20 protein-coding genes and 2 pseudogenes are annotated in these 20,331 nt (G+C 73.3%); 14 read left to right on the plus strand and 8 right to left on the minus strand.

Features of this window, described 5'->3' with window-relative positions; genetic code table 11:
- The first annotated feature begins 20 nt into the window (after positions 1-20).
- The 5 genes from BN6_RS29560 to BN6_RS29580 all read left to right on the plus strand — a co-directional run bounded on the left by BN6_RS29560 (position 21) and on the right by BN6_RS29580 (position 5,150).
- Entirely contained in the window at positions 21-1,691 is a 1,671-nt protein-coding gene (locus tag BN6_RS29560; protein ID WP_051075788.1) for a DUF885 domain-containing protein, read from the plus strand.
- A gap of 85 nt (positions 1,692-1,776) precedes the next feature.
- Positions 1,777-2,328, plus strand: coding sequence for a YdeI/OmpD-associated family protein (locus BN6_RS29565; RefSeq protein WP_197540210.1), 552 nt, complete (start codon positions 1,777-1,779; stop codon positions 2,326-2,328).
- Positions 2,329-2,358: 30 nt separating this feature from the next.
- A complete protein-coding gene (locus BN6_RS29570) occupies positions 2,359-3,264 on the plus strand; it encodes a Gfo/Idh/MocA family protein (RefSeq protein ID WP_015103507.1) in 906 nt (301 codons plus the stop codon).
- An 81-nt stretch (positions 3,265-3,345) separates the two neighbouring features.
- Positions 3,346-4,494: a sensor histidine kinase gene (locus tag BN6_RS29575; protein WP_148303079.1), complete on the plus strand. Its 1,149-nt coding sequence runs from the start codon at positions 3,346-3,348 to the stop codon at positions 4,492-4,494.
- Positions 4,491-5,150 (plus strand): response regulator, encoded by a 660-nt coding sequence (locus BN6_RS29580; protein WP_015103509.1) that lies wholly within the window; start codon positions 4,491-4,493, stop codon positions 5,148-5,150. The genes BN6_RS29575 and BN6_RS29580 overlap by 4 nt, the downstream gene beginning before the upstream one ends.
- A gap of 17 nt (positions 5,151-5,167) precedes the next feature.
- Here the strand turns inward: BN6_RS29580 and BN6_RS29585 are convergent, their stop codons facing one another.
- From BN6_RS29585 to BN6_RS29595, 3 genes are all read right to left on the minus strand, one after another.
- Positions 5,168-6,682, minus strand: a complete 1,515-nt coding sequence (locus tag BN6_RS29585; RefSeq protein ID WP_041318568.1) for an alpha/beta hydrolase — start codon at positions 6,680-6,682, stop codon at positions 5,168-5,170.
- 263 nt (positions 6,683-6,945) lie between these two features.
- Positions 6,946-8,529: a S8 family serine peptidase gene (locus BN6_RS29590; protein ID WP_015103511.1), complete on the minus strand. Its 1,584-nt coding sequence runs from the start codon at positions 8,527-8,529 to the stop codon at positions 6,946-6,948.
- Positions 8,530-8,629: 100 nt separating this feature from the next.
- Entirely contained in the window at positions 8,630-10,183 is a 1,554-nt protein-coding gene (locus BN6_RS29595) for a S8 family peptidase (protein WP_015103512.1), read from the minus strand.
- 197 nt (positions 10,184-10,380) lie between these two features.
- On the opposite strand from BN6_RS29595, the gene BN6_RS29600 reads away from it, so the two are divergent.
- From BN6_RS29600 to BN6_RS29615, 5 genes and pseudogenes are all read left to right on the plus strand, one after another.
- Positions 10,381-11,295, plus strand: a complete 915-nt coding sequence (locus BN6_RS29600; RefSeq protein WP_015103513.1) for a Ppx/GppA phosphatase family protein — start codon at positions 10,381-10,383, stop codon at positions 11,293-11,295.
- A 12-nt stretch (positions 11,296-11,307) separates the two neighbouring features.
- Positions 11,308-11,685, plus strand: a complete 378-nt coding sequence (locus tag BN6_RS29605; RefSeq protein ID WP_015103514.1) for an STAS domain-containing protein — start codon at positions 11,308-11,310, stop codon at positions 11,683-11,685.
- A gap of 198 nt (positions 11,686-11,883) precedes the next feature.
- Positions 11,884-12,390: a GNAT family N-acetyltransferase gene (locus BN6_RS29610; protein ID WP_041314497.1), complete on the plus strand. Its 507-nt coding sequence runs from the start codon at positions 11,884-11,886 to the stop codon at positions 12,388-12,390.
- 115 nt (positions 12,391-12,505) lie between these two features.
- Positions 12,506-12,553: pseudogene (locus BN6_RS50080) on the plus strand (hypothetical protein); the annotation flags it as partial.
- 92 nt (positions 12,554-12,645) lie between these two features.
- On the plus strand, positions 12,646-13,341 hold the full coding sequence (locus BN6_RS29615; protein ID WP_015103516.1) for an anti-sigma factor RsbA family regulatory protein: 696 nt from the start codon (positions 12,646-12,648) through the stop codon (positions 13,339-13,341).
- Positions 13,342-13,569: 228 nt separating this feature from the next.
- Here BN6_RS29615 and BN6_RS50305 read toward each other — a convergent pair.
- A pseudogene (locus BN6_RS50305) lies at positions 13,570-13,794 on the minus strand (DUF6082 family protein); the annotation flags it as partial.
- Between the two features lie 144 nt (positions 13,795-13,938).
- On the opposite strand from BN6_RS50305, the gene BN6_RS29620 reads away from it, so the two are divergent.
- The 3 genes from BN6_RS29620 to BN6_RS29630 are packed head-to-tail and all read left to right on the plus strand — an operon-like array spanning position 13,939 to position 16,317.
- The gene (locus BN6_RS29620) at positions 13,939-14,661 is read left to right on the plus strand and encodes an alpha/beta fold hydrolase (protein WP_231904780.1); all 723 of its coding nucleotides are present in this window, start codon (positions 13,939-13,941) and stop codon (positions 14,659-14,661) included.
- 41 nt (positions 14,662-14,702) lie between these two features.
- The gene (locus BN6_RS29625; RefSeq protein WP_015103518.1) at positions 14,703-15,350 is read left to right on the plus strand and encodes an HAD family hydrolase; all 648 of its coding nucleotides are present in this window, start codon (positions 14,703-14,705) and stop codon (positions 15,348-15,350) included.
- Positions 15,351-15,360: 10 nt separating this feature from the next.
- Positions 15,361-16,317, plus strand: coding sequence for an LLM class F420-dependent oxidoreductase (locus BN6_RS29630; RefSeq protein ID WP_015103519.1), 957 nt, complete (start codon positions 15,361-15,363; stop codon positions 16,315-16,317).
- A gap of 4 nt (positions 16,318-16,321) precedes the next feature.
- On the opposite strand, the gene BN6_RS29635 is transcribed toward BN6_RS29630, so the two are convergent.
- On the minus strand, positions 16,322-17,620 hold the full coding sequence (locus BN6_RS29635; RefSeq protein ID WP_015103520.1) for a serine/threonine-protein kinase: 1,299 nt from the start codon (positions 17,618-17,620) through the stop codon (positions 16,322-16,324).
- A 191-nt stretch (positions 17,621-17,811) separates the two neighbouring features.
- Between BN6_RS29635 and BN6_RS47050 the strand changes: the two genes are divergently transcribed.
- Positions 17,812-17,955 carry a hypothetical protein gene (locus BN6_RS47050; protein ID WP_015103521.1) on the plus strand — a complete coding sequence of 48 codons (144 nt, stop codon included), beginning with the start codon at positions 17,812-17,814 and terminating at the stop codon, positions 17,953-17,955.
- A 34-nt stretch (positions 17,956-17,989) separates the two neighbouring features.
- Here the strand turns inward: BN6_RS47050 and BN6_RS29640 are convergent, their stop codons facing one another.
- The 3 genes from BN6_RS29640 to BN6_RS29650 all read right to left on the minus strand — a co-directional run bounded on the left by BN6_RS29640 (position 17,990) and on the right by BN6_RS29650 (position 20,324).
- Positions 17,990-18,481 carry a hypothetical protein gene (locus tag BN6_RS29640; RefSeq protein ID WP_148303080.1) on the minus strand — a complete coding sequence of 164 codons (492 nt, stop codon included), beginning with the start codon at positions 18,479-18,481 and terminating at the stop codon, positions 17,990-17,992.
- Between the two features lie 10 nt (positions 18,482-18,491).
- Positions 18,492-18,956 (minus strand): hypothetical protein, encoded by a 465-nt coding sequence (locus BN6_RS29645; RefSeq protein ID WP_231904781.1) that lies wholly within the window; start codon positions 18,954-18,956, stop codon positions 18,492-18,494.
- A 75-nt stretch (positions 18,957-19,031) separates the two neighbouring features.
- The gene (locus BN6_RS29650; RefSeq protein ID WP_015103524.1) at positions 19,032-20,324 is read right to left on the minus strand and encodes a PucR family transcriptional regulator; all 1,293 of its coding nucleotides are present in this window, start codon (positions 20,322-20,324) and stop codon (positions 19,032-19,034) included.
- Positions 20,325-20,331: the final 7 nt, after the last annotated feature.

Consider the following 20,331-nt stretch of genomic DNA (forward strand, 5'->3'; position numbering starts at 1 on the left):
CGTTCTCCCGAGGGGGCACCGTGACCGACGACCGGCTCGCAGACCTGGCGGCGGACTACTTCCAGGACGGCACCGAGACCGACCCGTTCGCCGCCACCGCGTGGGGCGTCGCGGGGCACGACGGCGACGTGCCGGATCCGAGCCGGGACGCCGACCGGCGGCGGCTGGACCGGCTCGACGGGTTCCGGCGCAGGCTGGACGGCGTCGACGCGGCCGGGCTGACCGGCCAGGACGTCGTGACGCACGCGATGCTGGACCGGCTGCTGCGCACCGAGCGGGCCGAGCTGGCGAGCGGGTTCGGCGTCGGCACGGCCGAGATCGCGGTCTCCGCGAGCCTGGTCGGCGTGCAGAACCTGGTGTTCGGCACGGTCCCGGTGGTCCGGTTGGCGACCCCGGAGGACACCGCGGACTACCTGCGCCGGCTGGAGGGCCTCGGCGGGTACTTCGACGCCGCCGGGCAGCGGTACCGGGAAGCGGGCGCGGACGGGCGGCACCCGACGGCGTCGGGCGTGCGGCAGGCCGCGGAGCAGTTGCGCGGCTACCTGGCCTCGGATCTGTCAGACGACCCATTCCTGCGCCCGGCGCAGGGCGACGACGCGACCCGGGTCGCCGAGGTGGTGCAGCGGACCGTGCGGCCCGCGCTCGCCCGGCTGGCGGCCACCTTCACCGACGCGCTGCTGCCCGTGGCGCGCGATGACGAGCACGTCGGCGTGTGCTTCGTGCCCGGCGGCGAGGAGGCGTACGCGGCGGCGCTGGAGGCGCACACCACCACGGAACTCACGCCCGAGGAGATCCACCAGATCGGGCTGACCCGGCTGGCCGAGGTGCACGACGAGGTCTCGGCGCTCGGGTCGCGGCTGTTCGGCACGTCCACCGTGCCGGAGGTGCTGCGCCGGCTGCGCGACGACGAGGAGCTGCGCTTCGACACCGCCGACGAGATCGTGGCGTGCGCGGTCGCCGCGCTGGAACGGGCGCAGAGCGCGCTGCCCCGCTGGTTCCGGCACTACGAGATCGCGCCGTGCGTGGTCGAGGCGATGCACCCGGCGGAGGCCGAGGGCTCGGTGCTGGGCTACTACCGGCCGCCCGCCGACGACGGCTCGCGACCCGGCGCGCACGTGGTGAACACGCACGAGCCGTGGACGCGGCCCCGGTTCGAGTACGAGGCCCTGGCGTTCCACGAGAGCGTCCCCGGGCACCACCTGCAGATCGCGCTGGCGCAGTCGCTCAAGGACGTCCCGGACTTCCGGCGGTTCGTCTACGTGACCGCGCACGCCGAGGGCTGGGGCCTCTACACCGAGCGGCTGGCCGACGAGATGGGCCTGTACACCGACGACCTGACCCGGATGGGGATGCTGTCGTTCGACGCGTGGCGGGCGTGCCGGCTCGTGGTGGACACCGGGATGCACCACTTCGGGTGGTCGCGGGACCGGGCGCTGGCGTTCCTGCGCGACAACACCGCCGCGACCGCGTCCAACGTGCGCAACGAGATCGACCGGTACATCGCGTGGCCCGGCCAGGCGCCCGCCTACCTGCTGGGGCGGCTGCACATCGAGGGCCTGCGGGCGAAGGCCGAACAGGCGCTCGGCGACCGGTTCGACCCGCGCGACTTCCACCACCATGTGCTCTCCAACGGCGCGGTGCCGCTGGGCACGCTGACCGACGTCGTCGAGCGGTGGGTCGCCACGGCCTGAGCCGCACGGGCCCGCCGGGAAAGTGCTCGGCAGGTGAGCACTTTCCCGGCGCACGATGGTGTCACCCGAGACACCGGAGGACAGCGTGGAACCCCTCGACTTCGCCGACGCCGCCCAGTGGGACCACTGGCTGACCGCCCACCACGGCGAGTCGGCCGGCGTGTGGCTCAAGATCGCCAAGAAGAACTCCGGGCGGACCTCGGTCACCATCACCGAGGCGCTCGACGGCGCGCTGTGCCACGGCTGGATCGACGGCCACCGGCGCGGGCTGGACGACGAGTACTACCTCCAGCGCTACTCGCCGAGGCGGGCCGGCAGCTCGTGGTCCCGGGTCAACGTGGCCAAGGCGGAGGCGCTGATCGCCGCCGGGCGGATGCGGGACGCGGGGTGGGCCGCCATCCGGGCCGCCCAGGCCCACGGTCGGTGGGCCGCCGCGTACGAGTCGCAGGCCACCGCCACCGTGCCGGCCGACCTGGCCGAGGCGCTGGAGCGCGACCCGGCCGCGCGTGAGCGGTTCGAGGCCCTGGACCGGACCAGCCGCTACGGGCTGCTCCTGCGGCTGATGAAGGCCCGCACGCCCCGCGCCCGGTCCGCCCAGGTGGACCGGATCGTCGCCGGGTCGACCCAGGCGGCCTAGGATCGCCGGGATCCCTTGGAGGCCCGGACCATGAGCCCGTCCCCCGTCCCGGTCGGCGTGATCGGGCTCGGCGACATCGCCCGCAAGGCGTACCTGCCGGTGTTGTGCGCCCTGCCCGGACTGGTCCCGCACCTCATGACGCGCAGCCGCGACACCGTGGACCGGATCGGTGACGCCTACCGCGTGCCCGACCGGCACACGACGCTGGACGGGCTGATCGAGGCGGGTGTGCGGGCGGCATTCGTGCACGCGCCCACCGAGCGGCACCACGGGATCGTGACCCGGCTGCTGGACGCGGGCGTCGACGTGTTCGTGGACAAGCCGTTGTCGTACTCGCTCGCAGAGAGCCGGGAACTGGTGGCGCTGGCGCGGGAACGGGGCCGTTGCCTGGCGGTCGGTTTCAACCGCCGCTTCGCGCCGGCCTACGTCGCGGCGTTGGAGCACCCCCGGGACCTGGTGCTGCTCCAGAAGGACCGGCGGGACGACGCCGGGGACGTGCGGACCGTCGTGCTGGACGACTTCATCCACCTGGTCGACACCCTCCGGATGCTGGCGCCCGCGACGGCCGACGACGTCCGGGTGCGCGGGTCTGTTGTGGACGGTCGGCTGCACCACGTCGTGCTGGACCTCGACGGGCCCGGGTTCACCGGGACGGCCGTGATGAACCGGCTCGGCGGCACGGCCGACGAGGTCCTCCAGACGGCCGGCGCGAACTCCCGGCGCGAGGTCGTGAACCTCACGCGAGTGGTCGAGAACGGTGTCCCGCAACGGACCGACGACTGGGCGTCCACCGGTCGGCGGCGTGGTTTCGAGGCGATGTGCGAGCACTTCCTCGACGCGGTCCGGTCCGGCCGGCGGTTGGACGCCGGGGACGCGCTGGCCACCCACGAGCTGTGCGAGCGGATCATCGCCGAACTGTCCGAGGGCACCGCGTAGTCCTGCGGGGGTAGGCCGGACGGCGGGATGTCCGCCCGTGGACCGAGGCTTGCGCGCCGGTGGCGAACCTATAGTGACGGCGTGTCGGGCGCGTTGGTGTACTCGTGGATGCGCGGCAACGTGGTGTGGGTGGACCGCGTCGCCGCCGCTCTCCTCGCGGCCGGGTGCACCGGCTTGGGGATCCTGGTCGGCGCGGACGGCGCGTACTTCCTGTTGTCCCTCTTGCTCACCGTGCCCTTGGCGTTGCGCCGGACCGCGCCCGTGTGGTGCGCGGGGTTCGTCTTCGCCGCCGCGTTCGTCCAGTGGTCGACCGTGCGGGACGGCATCGGCGCGTTGCCCGCCGACCTGGCGGTTCCGGTGGTGGTCCACGCCGTCACGGCCTACGCGTCACCGTGGTGGGGCCGGTCGGCGTTGGCGGTCGGGCTGATCGGTGCCGGGCTGGGCGGGATCAGTTGGCCGCAGTTGCCGGTTCCGACGGCCGCGCACGTGCTCGTGGCCGGGTTCCTCGGCAGCACCGTGCTCGCCGCGTGGGCGATCGGCGGTCTGCACCGGGTCCGGCACGAGCAGGTGGTCGCGCTGGCCGAGCGGGCGCGGCTGCTCGAAGTCGAGCGGGAGCAACGGGATCGGCTCGCGGTGCTGGCCGAGCGGGCGCGGATCGCGCGGGAGATGCACGACATCGTGGCCCACTCGCTGTCGGCGGTGATCGCGCAGGCCGACGGCGGGCGGTACGCCGCCGATGCGGGGGTCGGGGCGTTGACGGCGATCGGGGAGCACGCAAGGCAGGCGTTGGGCGAGACCCGGCGGGTGCTCGGGGTGTTGCGGGAAGGACCGGTCGACGTGCTGCCGCAGCCCGGCTTCGAGGACGTTCCCAGGTTGGTGCACCGGGTCCGCGCGAGTGGCGTGGACGTCCGGTTGTCGTTGCGCGGTGACGATTCCCCGGTGCCGTCCGGGTTGGGGCTCGCGGTGTACCGGATCGTGCAGGAGGGGTTGACGAACGTGGTGAAGCACGCCGGGCCCGGGGCGCGGGCAGAGGTGTCGGTGCGGTGGGAGGCGGGGCAGGTGCTGGTCGACGTGGCCGACGACGGGCGCGGCCCCGGCACGCGCGGCGGCGGCTTCGGGTTGGTGGGGATGCGGGAACGTGTTGCGGCGTACGGGGGTTCGGTGACGTTGGCGGCACGGCCGGCGGGCGGCACGGCGCTGTGCGCGCGGATCCCGGCGGCGTCGCCGTGACCGGGGTCCGGGTGCTGCTGGTCGAGGACCAGGAGCTGGTGCGGACCGGGCTGCGGATGGTGGTCGACTCGCAGCCCGACCTGACCGTGGTCGGCGAGGCCGCCGACGGCCTGGCCGGGGTGCGGGAGGCCCGGCGGTTGCGGCCCGACGTGGTGCTGATGGACGTGCGGATGCCCGTCCTGGACGGGATCGAGGCGACCCGGCGGGTGGTGGCGCTGCCGGGCCCGCCGAAGGTCGTCGTGCTGACCACCTACGACCTCGACGAGCACGCGCTGGCCGCGATCCGGGCCGGTGCCGCCGGTTTCCTGCTCAAGGACGCCCCGGCGGAGGACCTGCTGCGCGCCCTGCGGGCGGTCCACGCGGGGGACGCGGTGATCGCCGCGTCCACCACCCGGCGGCTGCTGGACCACCTGGCCCCCGCGCTCGACCCGGCCGCCGTCCAGGCCGTCGCCGCGTTGACCGGGCGGGAGCGCGAGGTGCTGGTGGCCATGGCCCGGGGCCGGCCCAACGCCGAGATCGCCGCCCTGCTCTCGGTCGCCGAGGGGACGGTGAAGACGCACGTCGGCAACATCCTGGCGAAGCTGCACGTCCGGAACCGGGTGCAGGCCGTGGTGACGGCGTACGAGGCGGGACTGGTCCGGCCCGGCGATCGCTGACCGCCGGGCCGGAGCCGTCAGGAGGCGCAGGTGGTGTCCGCGTCGGGCAGCGCGCCGTCGAGCAGGTAGCGCTCGACCGCGCGGTCCACGCACCCGCTGCGGGCGAAGTGGAACACGCCGTGCCGGAACGCGCCCTCCAGCGTGACCATCCGGGAGCCCTTCAACGCCCGGTGCATCACCTGCTGGCCGGCGTACGGGGTGACGGGGTCGCCGCTCGCCCCGATGATCAGGGCCGGCCAGGCGTTGTCGATCGCGGTGGGCGGTTCGACGGGCTCGGTCGGCCAGAACGCGCAGGGCGTGATGTCGCGGGCCAGCGCGCCGTAGAGCGGTTCCGACGCCCGGTGCGCCTGGATGTCGCGGTAGTACGTCTCCGGGTCGCGGGACGCGGCGCGGTCGGCGCACTTGTTCGCCTCGCCGGCGCTGAAGCCGAACTCGGCGCTCACCTCCGGGTCGTCGTAGAGGGCGAGGATCGCGGCCAGGTCCGGGGTGGGCGTGACCGGCGTTCCCCCGGCGGCGTCGAGCAGCACCCGGACCCGCGCGCTGAACGTGCCGTAGGACCCGTCGCTGTCGTCGACCGTGAGCAGCAGCCCCGGCAGGGTGGCCGCGTCGATCCGGTGGTCGCCGACCCGCAACGGCCGGCGGGTGGCCGCCTGCCTGATCCGCTCCACCGCCGCCAGCACGCGCGCGGTCGTGGCGCCGAGGCCGTACTCGGCGTCACGCGCGGCGACCCACACCGCCCAGTCCCGCAGGGCCGCCGCGTCGGCCGGGCCCGTCTCGCGGGTCACCGCCGGGCCGTAGGCGTCCGGGGACAGGGCGCTGTCGAGCACGACCCGGTCCGCGCGGCCGGGGAACAGCTGGAGGTAGACCGCGCCGAGGTAGCTCCCGTAGGACCACCCCAGGTAGGAGACCTGCCGCTCGCCGAGCACGGCGCGCACGACGTCCTGGTCCCGCGCGATGTTGCGGGTGGACGCGTGCGGCAGCAGGTCGCGGTGGCCGGCGCAGCGGGCGGCGAGGTCCTCGGCCACCCGCGCGCCGCGGTCGAACGACGCCCGGTCGGGACTCGCCAGTTGGGCGCTGCGCAGGTACTGCCCGGTGGGCCAGCCGCACTCCAGCGGGGTGCTGCGCCCGAAGAACCGGGGGTCGACGCCCACCAGGTCGTAGCGCTCGGCGATCTGCGGGTAGTTTTGCGCGACAAGGGAAACACCGTCCCGCGACGCACCGGGCCCGCCGGTGTTCACGACCAGCGCGCCACGCCGCCGCGCGGTGTCGCCGGCGGGCCGGCGCGCGACGGCCAAGGTGATGGTCGGGCCACTCGGCCGGCGGTGGTCGAGCGGCACGACGACCTCACCGCACCGCGCGCCGACGCCGTCGAGTCCCGCGCCGACCTCGTCGTCCGGCCCCGTGGCACAGCCGTGCCAGGCAACAACCTGCCGCCCGAACCGGTCCGCCGGGGCCTGGTCGGCGACGGCCGGCGTGGCCACGACCGAGAAGACCGCTGTCGCGGCCGAGATCACGGTGGAGAGCTTGTTCATCGTCACGTCCATTCGGTGCTCGCGGAACAACCAGTTCCTGCGTGCTCGGACGCTATGGCCGGGACACTCGCAAAATCATCGCCGGCGCGGCGGAATTCGCGCTGCCGCGCCTGTCACCGGAGACCGGGTGGCCCTGCGTCGCACGGCGTAGTGACGCCCGACCGTGGGCGTATCTGCCCGTCTCGCCGACGACAGCGGGGCGGCGCCCACAACCCGGACGCCACCCCGCCTCACCCGCACCTGTCAGTTGGTCTCCAGGAGATCTAGAAGGTGATGCTCCAGCTGTCGATGTTCCCGGTGTCGTAGGAGTACACGTCGGTCACGCGCAGCTTCCACGTGCCGTTCTTGTTCTCCGACGCGGTGTTCACCGTGAAGGTCTCGTGGATCCCGCTCGCGGAGCCCACACCGCCGGCCTTGCGGAGCACGATCGCGTTGCCACTGGGACCGACCAGGTCGATCGCCAGGTCACCGGTGTAGGAGTGGTTGATGTCCACCTTGACCGATGTAGACGCCGAACCCACACCATCACAACCGGTCACGGTCACGCTGCTCGACACCGCCGAACCCGCGTCCGGGATCGCCACGTCGTCCGCGTTCGAACCACCCGAGCACGGCGGGTTGGGCACGTCGCCGCCGAAGGCCGCCGTGTAGAGCAGCTTGTTCGGCGAACCCGAACCCGGGTTCTTCACCACGCCGCTGGTCGCGTTGTCCGTCAACGCCTTGAGCACCTGGGCGGGCGTGGACGAGGGGTTGCCCGCCAAGTAGAGCGCCGCGCCGCCGGCCACGTGAGGGGAGGCCATGGACGTGCCGCTCATGTTGGTGCTGCCGGTGTCGTTGGAGTGGCTCGCCGACGTGATGTTGTTGCCGGGCGCGAAGATGTCGACGCACGACCCGTAGTTCGAGAACGACGCCCGGTTGTCGGCGTTGTCCGTCGCGCCGACCGAGACCACGCTGGTGTTGCGCGCCGGGCCGGTGTTGCAGGCGTCGGCCGAGCTGTTGCCCGCCGCCACCACGAACGTCACGCCCGCCGCGGTGAGGCGCGTGATGGCGTCGTCACCGATGCCTGGGGTGTCGAAGGTGAAGCTGCCGTTGACCACGGCGGGCTTCACGGCGTTCTTGGCGATCCACTCGATGCCCTCGACGCCGTCGGAGTCCGGGGCACTGCCGCCGCAGCCGAGGATGCGCACCGCGACCAGCTTGGTCTTCTTGGCCACGCCCCAGGTTTTACCGCCGATGGTGCCGGACACGTGCGTGCCGTGGCCGTTGCAGTCCTGCGCTTCAGCGTCCTCGTCGACGAAGTCGTAGCCGTACTGCGCACGGCCCTCGAACTCGCTGTGCGTCTTGCGGACACCCGTGTCGAGGACGTACGTCGTGACGTTCGACGCGGTGGTGTTGTAGGTGTACTTGGTGTCCAGCGGCAGGTTCCGCTGGTCCACCCGGTCGATGCCGTAGGTGGCGTTGGCCTGGGTGTCGGCGACCTTGGCGGTGCCGTCCTGGAAGACCCGCTTGACCGCCGGGTCGGCGGCCAGCCGGCGCGCCTGCCCGTCGGACAGGTCGCGCACCAGGAACCCCTGCATGGCGACGGAGAACACCGACTTCAGCTTGCCGCCGTACCGGCCGACGAGCTGCTCCGAGGTCTGCTGGATCTGCGCCTGAATCTGGGCCTGGTTCTGGGCCTGGCCGGTCGCCTGGCCTCGCGGCACGTCCTTCAGCGAGACCAGGAAGCTGCCCGCGAACGGCTCGCGCGCTTTCACGAAGTCGGCTTGCGCCTGGGCGGACGCCGGCGGCGTCAGGCCGAGGGTGGCCAGGGCGACGACGACCGCCACGGCCCTCAGTGGTGTTCCCATGAGCTGTTCCTCCACGAACACAGGGTGGGTGCGATCCGCCGCGCGGCAGCCGCGGATCGCCCGATCGAGGGGGACTACCGGTGAAGAACGGAGATTCGGATCAGAACGAGAGCGACCAACCGTCGACGTTCCCGGTGTCGTAGGAGTACACGTCCGTCACGCGCAGCTTCCACGTGCCGTTCTTGTTCTCCGGCCCCGTGTTCACCGTGAAGGTCTCGTGGATCCCGCTCGCGGAGCCCACACCGCCGGCCTTGCGGAGCACGATCGCGTTGCCGCTGGGACCGACCAGGTCGATCGCCAGGTCACCGGTGTAGGAGTGGTTGATGTCCACCTTGACCGATGTAGACGCCGAACCCACACCCTCACAACCGGTCACGGTCACGCTGCTCGACACCGCCGAACCCGCGTCCGGGATCGCCACGTCGTCCGCGTTCGAACCACCGGAGCAGGGGCCACTGTCACCGATGAATCCCGTGTACAACAGCTTGTTCGGCGAACCCGAACCTGCGTTCTTGACCACACCGCTGGTCGCGTTGTCGGTCAGGGCCTTGGACACCTGGGCCGGCGTGGCCGAGGTGTTGCCCGACAGGTACAGCGCGGCCGCGCCCGCCACGTGCGGCGTCGCCATGGACGTGCCGCTGATGGAATTGGTGCTGCCGTTGTTCCACGTCGAGGTGATGCCCGTGCCGGGCGCGAAGATGTCCGTGCACGACCCGTAGTTGGAGAACGTCGACCGGGTGTCGGAGCTGTCCGTGGCGTTCACCGTGATCGCCTCGGGGGTCCGCGCCGGCGAGGTGGAGCACGCGTCCTTGTTGTCGTTGCCGGCGGCCACCGCGAAGGTGACACCGGCCGCGACGGCCCGCTTGACCGCGTTGTCCACCGAGGAGTCCGCCCCGCCGCCGAGGCTCAGGTTGGCCACGGCGGGCTTGACGGCGTTCTTGGCGACCCAGTCGATACCGCCGATGACCTGCGACCACTCGCCCTGGCCCTGGCAGTTGAGCACCCGCACGCCGACCAGCTTCACACCCTTGGCCACGCCGTAGGTGGTGCTGCCGATGGTGCCGGCGACGTGCGTGCCGTGGCCGTTGCAGTCCTGCGCCACCGAGTCGTTGTCGATGAAGTCGTACCCGTCGACCGCGCGGCCGCCGAAGTCGCTGTGCGCCTTGTGGACACCGGTGTCCACGACGTACGCGGTGACGTTCGACGCGGTGTTGGCGTAGTTGTACTTCTTGTCCAGCGGCAGGTTCTTCTGGTCGACCCGGTCCAGGCCCCAGGTCGGGTTGTCCTGCACCCCGGTCGCCTTGGCGATGCCGTCCTGCTCCACGTAGTCCACGGCCGGGTCGGCGGCGAGCTTGCGGGCCTGGGCCTCGCTCATCGACACCGAGAAGCCGCGCAGCGCGGCGGTGTAGGTGAGCTTGACCTTGCCGCCGTACTTCGCGGCCAGGTCACCCGCCTTGGCCGGGGCCTGCGGCGCACCGACCGCGCTGTCCTTGAACACGACGATGTAGGCGTCCTTGACCGCGCCGGGTGCGTCCGCGCCGCGGATGGCACCCTCGGCGGCGTACCCGTACCCGTAACCCACGCCGGCCATCAGCGCCGACGTCGCCAGGCACGCGGTCACGACCCGTCGCGGGGTCGAGCGATCATGTCGCATGGGGTGTGCTCCGTTCCACTCGGCCGCCATGCAGGGGTCGGTGACGACTGACGGCCATGTGATTTCCACCTTCGGGCGACGCGCGACCCCGAACAATCCGGGTAGTAGTACGTAGGGCTACGCAAACTAAGCGTGGTTTCACCCGATGACACCGTGGGTAGCCCGGTAGTTCGAAGAGTGGGCGGTGGCGGGAACGGATGTCCGGAGGACCAGGTCAGGTCGGCGTGCTCGACGTCGGCTGCTTCAGCGCGCACCTCGTCGTGGTCGACGACCCGGCGTTGCACCCTGTGCTGTCCCACAAGACCCGGCTGCGACTCGACCTCAGTCTGGACGGGAACGCCGGAGTCCGCAGGTCGGGAGTGGACCAGGTGGTCGCGGCGGTGCGTGAGGCACGACACGTCGCGGAGCGCGCGGGCGTGCGCGAACTGCTGCCGTGGGCCACGTCGGTGCTGCGCGACGCGCCCAACGCCGCCGAGGTGTTCGCCGAGGTGGAACGCCGGACCGGGGTCGCGCTGCGGTCGCTGTCCGGTGTGGAGGAGGCCCGGCTGGCCTATCTGGCGGCACGCCGCTGGTTCGGCGCGGACGTCGGCCCGATGGTCGTGCTCGACATCGGCGGCGGCACGGTCGAGGTGGCCGCCGGGAGCACGGGTGAGCCCGTCCTGGCGGCGTCGCTGCCCTACGGCGCGCGCACGCTGTCCCGCTGCCAGGTCGACCCGGAGGTGCTGCGGGCCTCGCTGCTGGAGTCGATGGACGCGCTGGGCGACCTGCGGGGGCACTTCGCGGTCGGCTGCTCGAAGGTGTTCCAGCAGCTGGCCCGGCTCTCCGGCGCGCGCCCGCAGCGCGACGGCCCGGACGTCCGCCGGACGCTGCGCGTCGAGGACCTGCGGCGCTGGGCGCGGCGGCTGGCCGCCATGCCGGACCGGCAACGGGCGCGCCTGCCGGGCATCTCCCGCCACCGGGCGGGGCAGAGCGCGGCGGGCGCGGTGGTGGCCGAGGCGCTGATGACCGCCGCGGGGCACGACGAGGTGGCCATCTGCCCGTGGTCGACGCGGGAAGGCCTGCTGCTCACCCTGATCGGGGCGGGCGACGACGAGATCTGCCGGGTGGCGTGAGAGGACCAGGGAATGCTGGCGTTGTCGGTCGAAGCCCACCGGACGGGGTGCGCGGTGGTCGTCGCGACCGGGGAGCTGGACCTGGCGGGAGCCCGCCGGGTGCTGGACAAACTGGACCGCCTGGTCACCGAGGGGCGGGACCGGATCGTGCTGGACATGTCCGGGGTCGAGTTCTGCGGCGCGCAGGCGATGAGCGCGCTGGTCCGCACGCGCGCGCGGGCGCAGCGCGCCGGAGGCTGGCTGCGGCTGGCCGCCGTGCCGCCGCACGTGCGCCGGGTGTTCGGCAAGATGGACCTCGACCGGCTGTTCCCGCACTTCCCGGACGTGACGGCGGCCGCGGCCGGCCGCGCCATCCCGGACCAGCGCTCCGGCTCGACGCGCCCCGAGTGACCCACCGGACCACGCGACGAGCCGGACGTCACCGCGCCCGCCGGCGGCGCACCGGCCCGACGCGACCGGGCTGACCCACCACGCGGCGCACGGCCGAGCCGGACGACGCACCGGTTCAACGCGCCCCGGGGTGATCCGCGACACCGCCAGGAGGCAAACGGGTTGAGCCGCACCGACCCGCCGGCCGATCATCCCGGCGTGGACATCCGACCCGCCCGGCCCGACGAGTTCCCGCTCCTTCAGGCCATCGAGGACGCCTCCGGCGCGCCCTTCCGCGACTTCGGGATGCCCGAGATCGCCGACGACGACCACCTGCCGCTGGACGTGCTGGCCCGGCTGCACGTCTGGGTGGCCGCCGACCCCGGTCCGGTGGCCTGGATCGCGGCCGAGGAGGTCGACGTGCACGCGCACGTCGAGCAGGTCAGCGTGCACCCCGACCACGCCCGGCGCGGCATCGGCGCGCGGCTGCTGGACCACGTGCAGGAGTGGGCGGCGGGGCGCGGGCTGGCCGGGGTCACGCTCACCACCTTCCGCGACATCCCGTGGAACGCCCCCTACTACGAGCGGCTCGGTTTCCGCGAGATCGCCGTGCTCACGCCCGCGCTGGAGGCGCTCGTCGCGGAGGAGGCCGAGCGCGGGTTGGACCCCGTCAAACGTGTGTGCCTGCGCCGGGCGTCCGACGAGGGGGTTCGCGGGCGATACTGAACGGGTAGACCTCCCCTCAGGCAACCGTTCGGAGGCTCCCCCAGTGGTCGATTTCGTGCACGAGGCACTGCTCTACCGCGACGCGGACGAGTACGTCGCGAGCACCGCGCCGTTCGTGCTCGACGCCCTGTCCGCCGGCGAGCCGGTGCTGGTCGCCGTGCCCCAGCCGAAGGTCGACCTGCTGCGCGGCGCGCTGGGCCGCGACGCCGACCGGGTGGAGTTCCTCGACATCACCCGGGCCGGATCATCCCCGGCGTGCTGGCCTCGTTCGCCGACAACGGGCGCGGCGGTCGGGTGCGGGTGGTCGGCGAACCGGTCTGGGCCGGGCGGACGGAGCTGGAGTACCCCGCCTGCGTGCAGCACGAGGCGCTGGTCAACACCGCGTTCGAGGACCGGGCGGCGTGGATGCTGTGCTCGTACGACGTGGCCGGGCTCGCCCCGTCGGTGCTGCGCGACGCCGAGACCACCCACCCGGTGGTGGTCGAGGGCACCCGGCGGCGGGTCAGCACCGGCTACCGCGACCCGTTCCTGACCGTGGAGGAGTTCAACCGCCCGCTGCCGCCGCCCCCGCCGGACGCGCTGCGGCGCCGGTTCGACGTGGACGGCCTGGTCGGCACCCGGCGCGCGGTGGCGGCGTTCGCGCGCGACGCGAACCTGTCCGAGGAGCGGATCGAGGACCTGGTGCTGGCGGTGAACGAACTCGCGACCAACAGCGTCGTGCACGCGGGCGGCAGCGGCGTGGTGCTGCTGTGGCGGGAGGGCTCGGCCGCGGTGTGCGAGGTCCGCGACACGGGCCGCCTGGCGAACCCGATGGTCGGCCGCCGCCACCCCGGCCCGTCGGCGCACGGCGGGTACGGCGTGATGCTGGTCAACCTGCTGTGCGACCTGGTGCGGGTGCACACCCGCGAAGACGGCACCGCGATCCGCGTCTACCTCGACGCGCAGCACTGACCCACCGGCCGCGGTGGTGGCGTTGGTCCGCTCCGGCCGTGCACTCGCGGGCAGTGCGACCGGTTCAACGCCGAACCCGACGCCGCACGACGGCGAGCGCCACACCCCCCGACCGCACACGCAACCGCCACCGCGGTGATCCGACCACCACGCGCCGACACCGGCCCGACGGGCACCGGCGGACCGGCACAGGCCGCGCCGGCACGGGCTGGACGGGTCCGGCACCGACGGGGGTCCGGCACCGACGGCCCGCGCGTACTCGTCCTCGACCAGCCGCACGAACCGCCGATCACTGCGACGCGCCGCCGCCCGACCGTGCCACGAGCCGCGCGCCGACACCCAGTACCGCCGTCCGGGCTCGCCACCGAAGACGCCGGACATCATGTCCCGCAACAGGGGCTCGGACCGAACGCCCGCGGGAGTTTCCGCCCGCCGACGCGCCCGCCCTGACATCGTCCGATCGCCGGGGGCGCGGGCGACCGCGACCGGCAGGGTGTCGACGGTGGCGGGCCGTCGGTGTCGGGCAGTGCTTCGGCATCACGTCGGACGTGCCGTGGCGGGGCCCGGCACCGGTCGCGGCCCGGCAGAATCGAGCAGGTGACCACAGCCCTCTTGTTCGCGCACGGCGCCGGCGGCACCGTGCGGGCGAACTTCGCCTCGGTGATCCCGATGCTGTCCCGGACCCGCCCGGTGTACTCGGTCGACTTCCCGGGGTCCGGTGCCACCCCTCGGGCGGACGGGCCGCTGGAGCTCGACGACCTGGCGGACCGGCTGGTCGCGGCGGCGGGCGAGGAGCGGTTCGCGGTCGTCGGCTACTCGATGGGCTGCGCGGTCGCGGTGCGCGCCGCGCTGCGGTACCCCGAACGCGTCACCGGCCTGGTGCTGACCGCCGGTTTCGCCCGGATCGACGACGCCACCCGCGCGCGCACCGAGCAGTGGCGGCGGCTGCTGGCGGCCGGTGACAGGGCGGCGCTGGCCCGGTTCGTCATGTCGGTGGTCCTCGGTGAGCCGTTCCACCGGTCGATGACCGCGGAGCAGGTCGAGGGCTTCCTGGAGATCGTCGCCATGACCACCCCGGTCGGCGTGGACGAGCAGGTCGAGCTGGTGCAGCGGATCGACCTGACGCCGGAGCTGCCCGACGTGCGGGTGCCCACCCTGGTGATCGCCACCAAGCACGACCGGCTGATCACGCCGGCCTGCACGCGGGCGCTGGCCGACGCGATCCCCGGCGCGCGCTGGGCCGAGCTGGACAGCGGCCACGCGCCCGCGCTGGAGGCCCCGGCCGAGTGGGTCCGGCTGATCACCGGGTTCGTGGACTGAGCCGGCGTTTGCGGTTGCGCCGCTCGGGCTAACCACTGCGGGTGACCAACGCGCTCGTGCTCGATGTGGACGGAACCCTGGTCGACTCCAACTACCACCACGCCCTGGCCTGGTACCGGGCGTTCCGGCGGTTCGACGTGACGGTGCCGGTGTGGCGGATCCACCGCGCCGTGGGCATGGGCGGTGACCGGCTGGTCGCCGCCGTGGCCGGGCAGCACGTGGAGGACGCCCACGGCGACGAACTCCGGCAGGCGTGGGAGGACGAGTTCGACCCGATGCTGGACGAGGTGCGGCCGCTGGAGGGCGCGCACCGGCTGGTGACCGCCGCCGTCGAAGCGGGGTTCGCCGTGGTGCTGGCCAGTTCCGGCAAGCGCCGGCACGTGGAGCACTACGTGAAGCTGCTGGAGGTCGACGGCGTCGAGGCCACCTCGTCCGACGACGTCGACACGACCAAGCCCGCGCCCGACCTCATCGAGGTGGCGCTGGACCGGGTCGCCCCGGATGCGCGGGCGGTGGTCGTCGGCGATTCTGTCTGGGACTGCGAGGCGGCGCGGCGGGCCGGGCGGCCGGTGGTCGCGGTGCGCACCGGCGGGTTCGGCGAGGCCGAGCTGCGCGAGAGCGGCGCGTCCACCGTGTACGACGAGCTCGACCTCGTGCGGGCGGACCTGCACGACCTGCCCCTGGCCTGAGGAGGACCCCGTGCGGATCGGCTACACCCTGATGACCGAGCAGGCCGGCCCCCGCGACCTGGTGCGCCACGCCGGGCTCGCCGAGCGGGCCGGGTTCGACTTCGAGGTGATCAGCGACCACTACTCGCCCTGGCTGGCCGAGCAGGGGCACTCGCCCTACGCGTGGAGCGTGCTCGGCGCGGTCACCCAGGCCACCGAGCGGGTCGGGTTGATGACCTACGTGACCTGCCCGACGTTCCGGTACCACCCGGCGGTCGTCGCGCAGAAGGCGGCGACCGTGCAGCTGCTCAGCGACGGCCGGTTCACCCTCGGGCTGGGCGCGGGCGAGAACCTCAACGAGCACGTCGCCGGGCAGGGGTGGCCGCCGGTGAACGTGCGGCACGAGATGCTGCGGGAGGCCGTGGAGATCATCTCGCAGCTGTTCGACGGCGGGTACGTCAACCACTCCGGGCAGCACTTCCGGGTGGACTCGGCGAAGCTGTGGGACCTGCCCGAGCAGCGGGTGCCGATCGCCGTGGCGGTGTCCGGCGGCCAGTCGGTGCGGACGTTCGCGCCGCTGGCCGACGCGATGGTGGCGGTCGAGCCGGATTCGGAGCTGTCCCGCGAGTGGGACGTGTTCCAGGGCGGCGAGTCGCGCAAGATCGGCCAGCTGCCGATCTGCTGGGACCCGGACCGGGAGCGGGCGGTCGCCCGCGCGCACGAGCAGTTCCGCTGGTTCGCGGGCGGCTGGAAGGTCAACGCCGAGCTGCCCGGCCCGGCCGGGTTCGCCGCCGCGACGCAGTTCGTCCGCCCGGAGGACGTCGCGGAGAACATCCCGTGCGGGCCGGACGCCGGTCCGGTGGTCGAGGCGGCGCGGGCGTTCGCCGAGGCCGGGTTCACCGACCTGGCACTGGTGCAGGTCGGCGGCGGGCACCAGGAGGGGTTCCTGGACTTCGCGCGGGACGAACTGCTGCCCGCCCTGCGCTGAGGGGTCAGCCCCGGCCGGGCGCGGGCGGCACGATCGCGGCGGGCGGCACGACCGTGGGCTTCTTCGGCTTGTTGTCGGGTTTCGTCGGGTGGACGTCCGCAGGGGGCTCGACGTCGGTCGTGGTGGGCACCGCCGTCGTCGACTCGACCTCCTCGACCGGTTTGGCCGGGGCTGGGTCGGTCCGGCGCTGCACCGCCTCGGTCGCGTCCACGACCGCGGTCTCCGGCTGCTGCTCCTGCTCCACGACGGTCACCGTGGACGGCGACTGCGTCACCACCACCGTGTGCGTCGTGGTCGCCGGTTGTTGCCGCGTGTCCGCCGCCGGCGGCCCGCTCAGGCCGAACAGCACCACGTGGGCGACCGCGACGACCAGCGCGGCGACCCCGCCGAACAGCAGCACGGCCCGCCGCCGGGCCGACCGGGCGGGCGGTTCGAGGGGTTCGGCGGGCTCCGGCCGGACCGCGGCCTGCACCTCGGTCAGCGGCGACGCGCCGACGCTGGCCAGCTCGGCGGAGGTGAGCAGGCGGGCGCACGCGGCGGCGTCCGGGCGCTTGGACGGCAGTCCGTGCGTCATCGCCGCCAGCACCTCGCCCCACGGCTCGGGCAGGTGCTCGGGCACCCTCGGCTCGCGGTGCAGCCGGGCCAGCGCGGCCTCGGTGTCGCCACCGGGGTACTCGGGCCGGCCGGTCAGGCACTCCAGCAGCACCAGGCCGAGCGCGTAGACGTCGGCGGCGGGCCCCACCTCGGCCCCGCGCACCTGCTCGGGCGCGAGGTAGCCGGCCGTGCCGACCAGCATCCCGGAGCGGGTCACCCGGGTCACCTGGGCCTGTAGCGCGAGCCCGAAATCGGCCAGGTAGGCACGGCGCTCGCCGGGTTCGAGCAGGATGTTGGAAGGTTTCACATCGCGGTGCACGACGCCGTGCCGGTGCACGTGGGCCAGGATCTCGGCGATCTGCGCGCCGACCCGGGCGACCACCTCGGGCGCGAGCGGCTCGCGCATCCGGCGGCGCAGCGTGCCGCCCTCGACGGGCTGCATGACGTAGAACGGCCTGCCCCGGAACGAGCCGGTGTCGTACACCGTCACCACGCCGGGGCAGCGCAGCCCGGCCAGCATCTGGGCCTCCCGGTCCAGCCGGATCTGGTCCTCGGGCGTCGCGGTGCCCTGGAACAGCTTGATGGCGACCTTGCGGTCCAGCTTGGTGTCGAACGCCCGGTAGACCTCCGCCATGCCGCCGGACCCGTAGAGGTTGCCTAACGCGTACCGCCCGTGCACCACTTCACCGGTCAGGTCCCCGTCCCACATCCGGCCGACCTCCGCTGCTCTGACCGAGCCATCCGTGCGCCGAAAACTACCGTCACGCTCCGGAGCGGGCTACCCCGTTTGCTGTTTCGAGTCCATCTACCCGTAGCACTCCCGTCACAAACCGCCGCGTTTCACCGGTTCGGGCCCGATCACCGTGTTCGGGTTCGCGCAACAACGGGTAAACCGCCGACATGACCGGACACGAGCCGACCTTGGACGAGTTCATCGACGACCCGGAGGCCAAGCTGGAGGCGTTGGGCGAGGTCGACAGCACCAGGGAAGCCCAAGACCCGGAAGCCGACCCGGACGAGGAGTACCAGCGCGACGAGGTGTGACCACCGGCCCGTGCGGACCGGTGGCCACCCGGTCTCACGGTGCCGCGGTCGCGCAGGGCGTGGTGGGCGGTGTCGTCGTGGATGTGGGCGACGGCACGGTGTTCGGCGGGCCGCCGGAGGCCAGACGGGTGCCGCTGCACATGTGGGTGCTCACCGTCCCACTGGCCACGTCCCCGTGCGTGAACAGGAGGTACTTCGTGTTCACGGTCAGCCTTGTGCCGCACATCGCGCCGTTGGTGGCGGTGACGACGTCCACCCGACGTGGCACGTCACCCTTGTACTCCTTGGCCACCTTGACCGTGTAGCGGTACTGGTCGTCGTACGGCGTGTCCGGCTTGTTGGTCTCCAGCTTCTCGCTGAGCACGACACCGGCGAACACGTAGCCGGCCCGTGCGTAGCGCTGCGGCTCGCCTTCACCCGGTATGCAGCTGCACGCGCTGGCCGTGCCGGTGAACACCACGGTGAGGAGCCCTGCCGCCATGGTCGCCGCCGCTGCGGCGTGCGCCAGGAAGCGTAAGCGTGCCAATGGATCCCCCTCAGGTCGATGGGGCGGTGGAAGTCGAACAGGTCGGCGTCACCGTGGTGGACGTCGGCAACCCGGTGGTGACCGGCGGGCCACCACTGGCCAGGCGGGTCCCGTCGCACAGCCCGGACTCCACCCGCCGGTCGCTGCTGTCGCCCTTGCCGAACACCAGGTACTTGGAGCCGATCTGCAGGTCGATGCCGCACGCCGTCCCCTGCACGTGGGTGGCGACGTAGACGCGGCGTGGGACGTCGCCCTTGTACTCCTTGTTGACGATGACCGTGTAGATGAACCGGTCGTCCGCCCCGCTCGGATCGCGGACTTCGCGGTGCTTGGCGGTGACGACGCCGACGAACACGTGGTTCGCCCGCGCGTAACGCCAGGACTCGTTGTCACCCGGGTAGCAGCTGCACGCGCTCGCGGTACCGGTGAACACGGCGGTCAGCAGGCCCGCGGCCACTGTCGCCGCTGCGGCCACGTGCGCGAGGACACGAAAACGCGCCATAAGGATCCCCCTGGTATCCAGGCTGGTCGCGGCGGCGCCGGGGTCAGACTACTGCCCGGCGTGCAGGGCGAACCAGAGTTCCGCCCGCACGCCCGGGGAGTCCAGCGAACGGCCCAGCAGCTCCTCCGCGCGGCGCACCCGGTTGCGCATGGTGTGCCGGTGCACGCCCAGCTTCGCCGCTGCCGGGTCCCACTGGCCGTGGCAGCCCAGCCACACCCGCAGCGACTCCCGCAGCGGCGCGTCCAGCGGGGCCAGCAGGGTGGCCGCGTGCTGGGCTGCATCGGTTGCCAGCAAACCGGATCCGGGCACGTCGGCGAAGGTCGCGACCTTCTCCTCGGCGGCCCGCAGGGCTTCCCGGTAGCCGCGCGCGACGCTGCCCGCGTCGACCTCGCCCGAGGCGTGCGCGGGCCCGTCGACCTCCTGCGCCAGCACCACCACGTGCCCCTCGTACTCGGCCCGGAACCCCGGCGGTTCGACCGGTCGCGCCCCCGAAACCTCCTTCGGCAGCACGAAGACCCGGAACGGCCCGGCCGGCGCGTCGGCGACCGGCAGCCCGGCGAGCAGCAGGCGGAACTGGGCGGTGCGCAGGTCGCGGCGCACCCCGTCCACCGCGTCGGACTGCGCGAGCGCGAGGGTGAGCAGCGAGGCGGCGGTGTTGACGATGTGCCGGTCGGCGGCGTCCAGTGGACCGGCGGTGGCCACGGCGAGGTAGCCGCGCCGGCCGAGGACCTGCATCGCCAGGTGCCGCTCCCCCGCCTGCCACGCCGAGCCCGCCGGGCCGGCACCCAGCCGGCGGGCCTCCTCGCGCAGATCGGGCAGCTCGCCGCTGACGTGCGCGGTCTCGCCGGACGCGTCGAGCAGCGCCACCGCGCCGCCGATCAGCACGGCGAGCCGGCGCACCACGGCCTCGGTCGAGGTCAGCGCGGCCCGGGTGAGCGCCCGCTGGGCGTCGCTGGTGCGGGTCAGGTTGGCGTACTCGTCCGCCGCGACGGCCCGGGACACGGCCTTGGTGATCGCGATGAACGGGACCCGGCGGGGCACCTCGACCAGCGGCAGCCCGGCCGCGCGGGCGGCGGCGACCAGGTCGGCGGGCACGGTCGCGTGGCTCAGCCCGGTGCCGAAGCCCAGGCCGACCGCGCCCGCGTCGACCAGCCGGCGCACGTAGGCGCGGTGCGGGCCGAGCGCGATGCCGGTGGTCAGCAGCAGCTCGCCGCCTTCGAGGAACGGCGTGGGGTCGGCCAGCTCGGTGCTGTGCACCCAGGCGACCGGCCGGTCCAGGCCCGTGGCGACGTGCACCGGCAGGCCCACCTCGCGGGCCAGGCTCTCCAGCGTGAGCGGCATGGACACT

It is taken from the genome of Saccharothrix espanaensis DSM 44229 (assembly GCF_000328705.1).
GTDB classification, from domain to species: domain Bacteria; phylum Actinomycetota; class Actinomycetes; order Mycobacteriales; family Pseudonocardiaceae; genus Actinosynnema; species Actinosynnema espanaense.

Coding starts and splice junctions, on each gene's coding strand:
- BN6_RS29570 (WP_015103507.1), top strand. CDS start 2,359: ATGAGCCCGTCCCCCGTCCCGGTCGGCGTGATCGGGCTCGGCGACATC.
- BN6_RS29585 (WP_041318568.1), bottom strand. CDS start 6,682: ATGAACAAGCTCTCCACCGTGATCTCGGCCGCGACAGCGGTCTTCTCG.
- BN6_RS29590 (WP_015103511.1), bottom strand. CDS start 8,529: ATGGGAACACCACTGAGGGCCGTGGCGGTCGTCGTCGCCCTGGCCACC.
- BN6_RS29595 (WP_015103512.1), bottom strand. CDS start 10,183: ATGCGACATGATCGCTCGACCCCGCGACGGGTCGTGACCGCGTGCCTG.
- BN6_RS29600 (WP_015103513.1), top strand. CDS start 10,381: ATGTCCGGAGGACCAGGTCAGGTCGGCGTGCTCGACGTCGGCTGCTTC.
- BN6_RS29605 (WP_015103514.1), top strand. CDS start 11,308: ATGCTGGCGTTGTCGGTCGAAGCCCACCGGACGGGGTGCGCGGTGGTC.
- BN6_RS29635 (WP_015103520.1), bottom strand. CDS start 17,620: ATGTGGGACGGGGACCTGACCGGTGAAGTGGTGCACGGGCGGTACGCG.
- BN6_RS47050 (WP_015103521.1), top strand. CDS start 17,812: ATGACCGGACACGAGCCGACCTTGGACGAGTTCATCGACGACCCGGAG.
- BN6_RS29650 (WP_015103524.1), bottom strand. CDS start 20,324: ATGCCGCTCACGCTGGAGAGCCTGGCCCGCGAGGTGGGCCTGCCGGTG.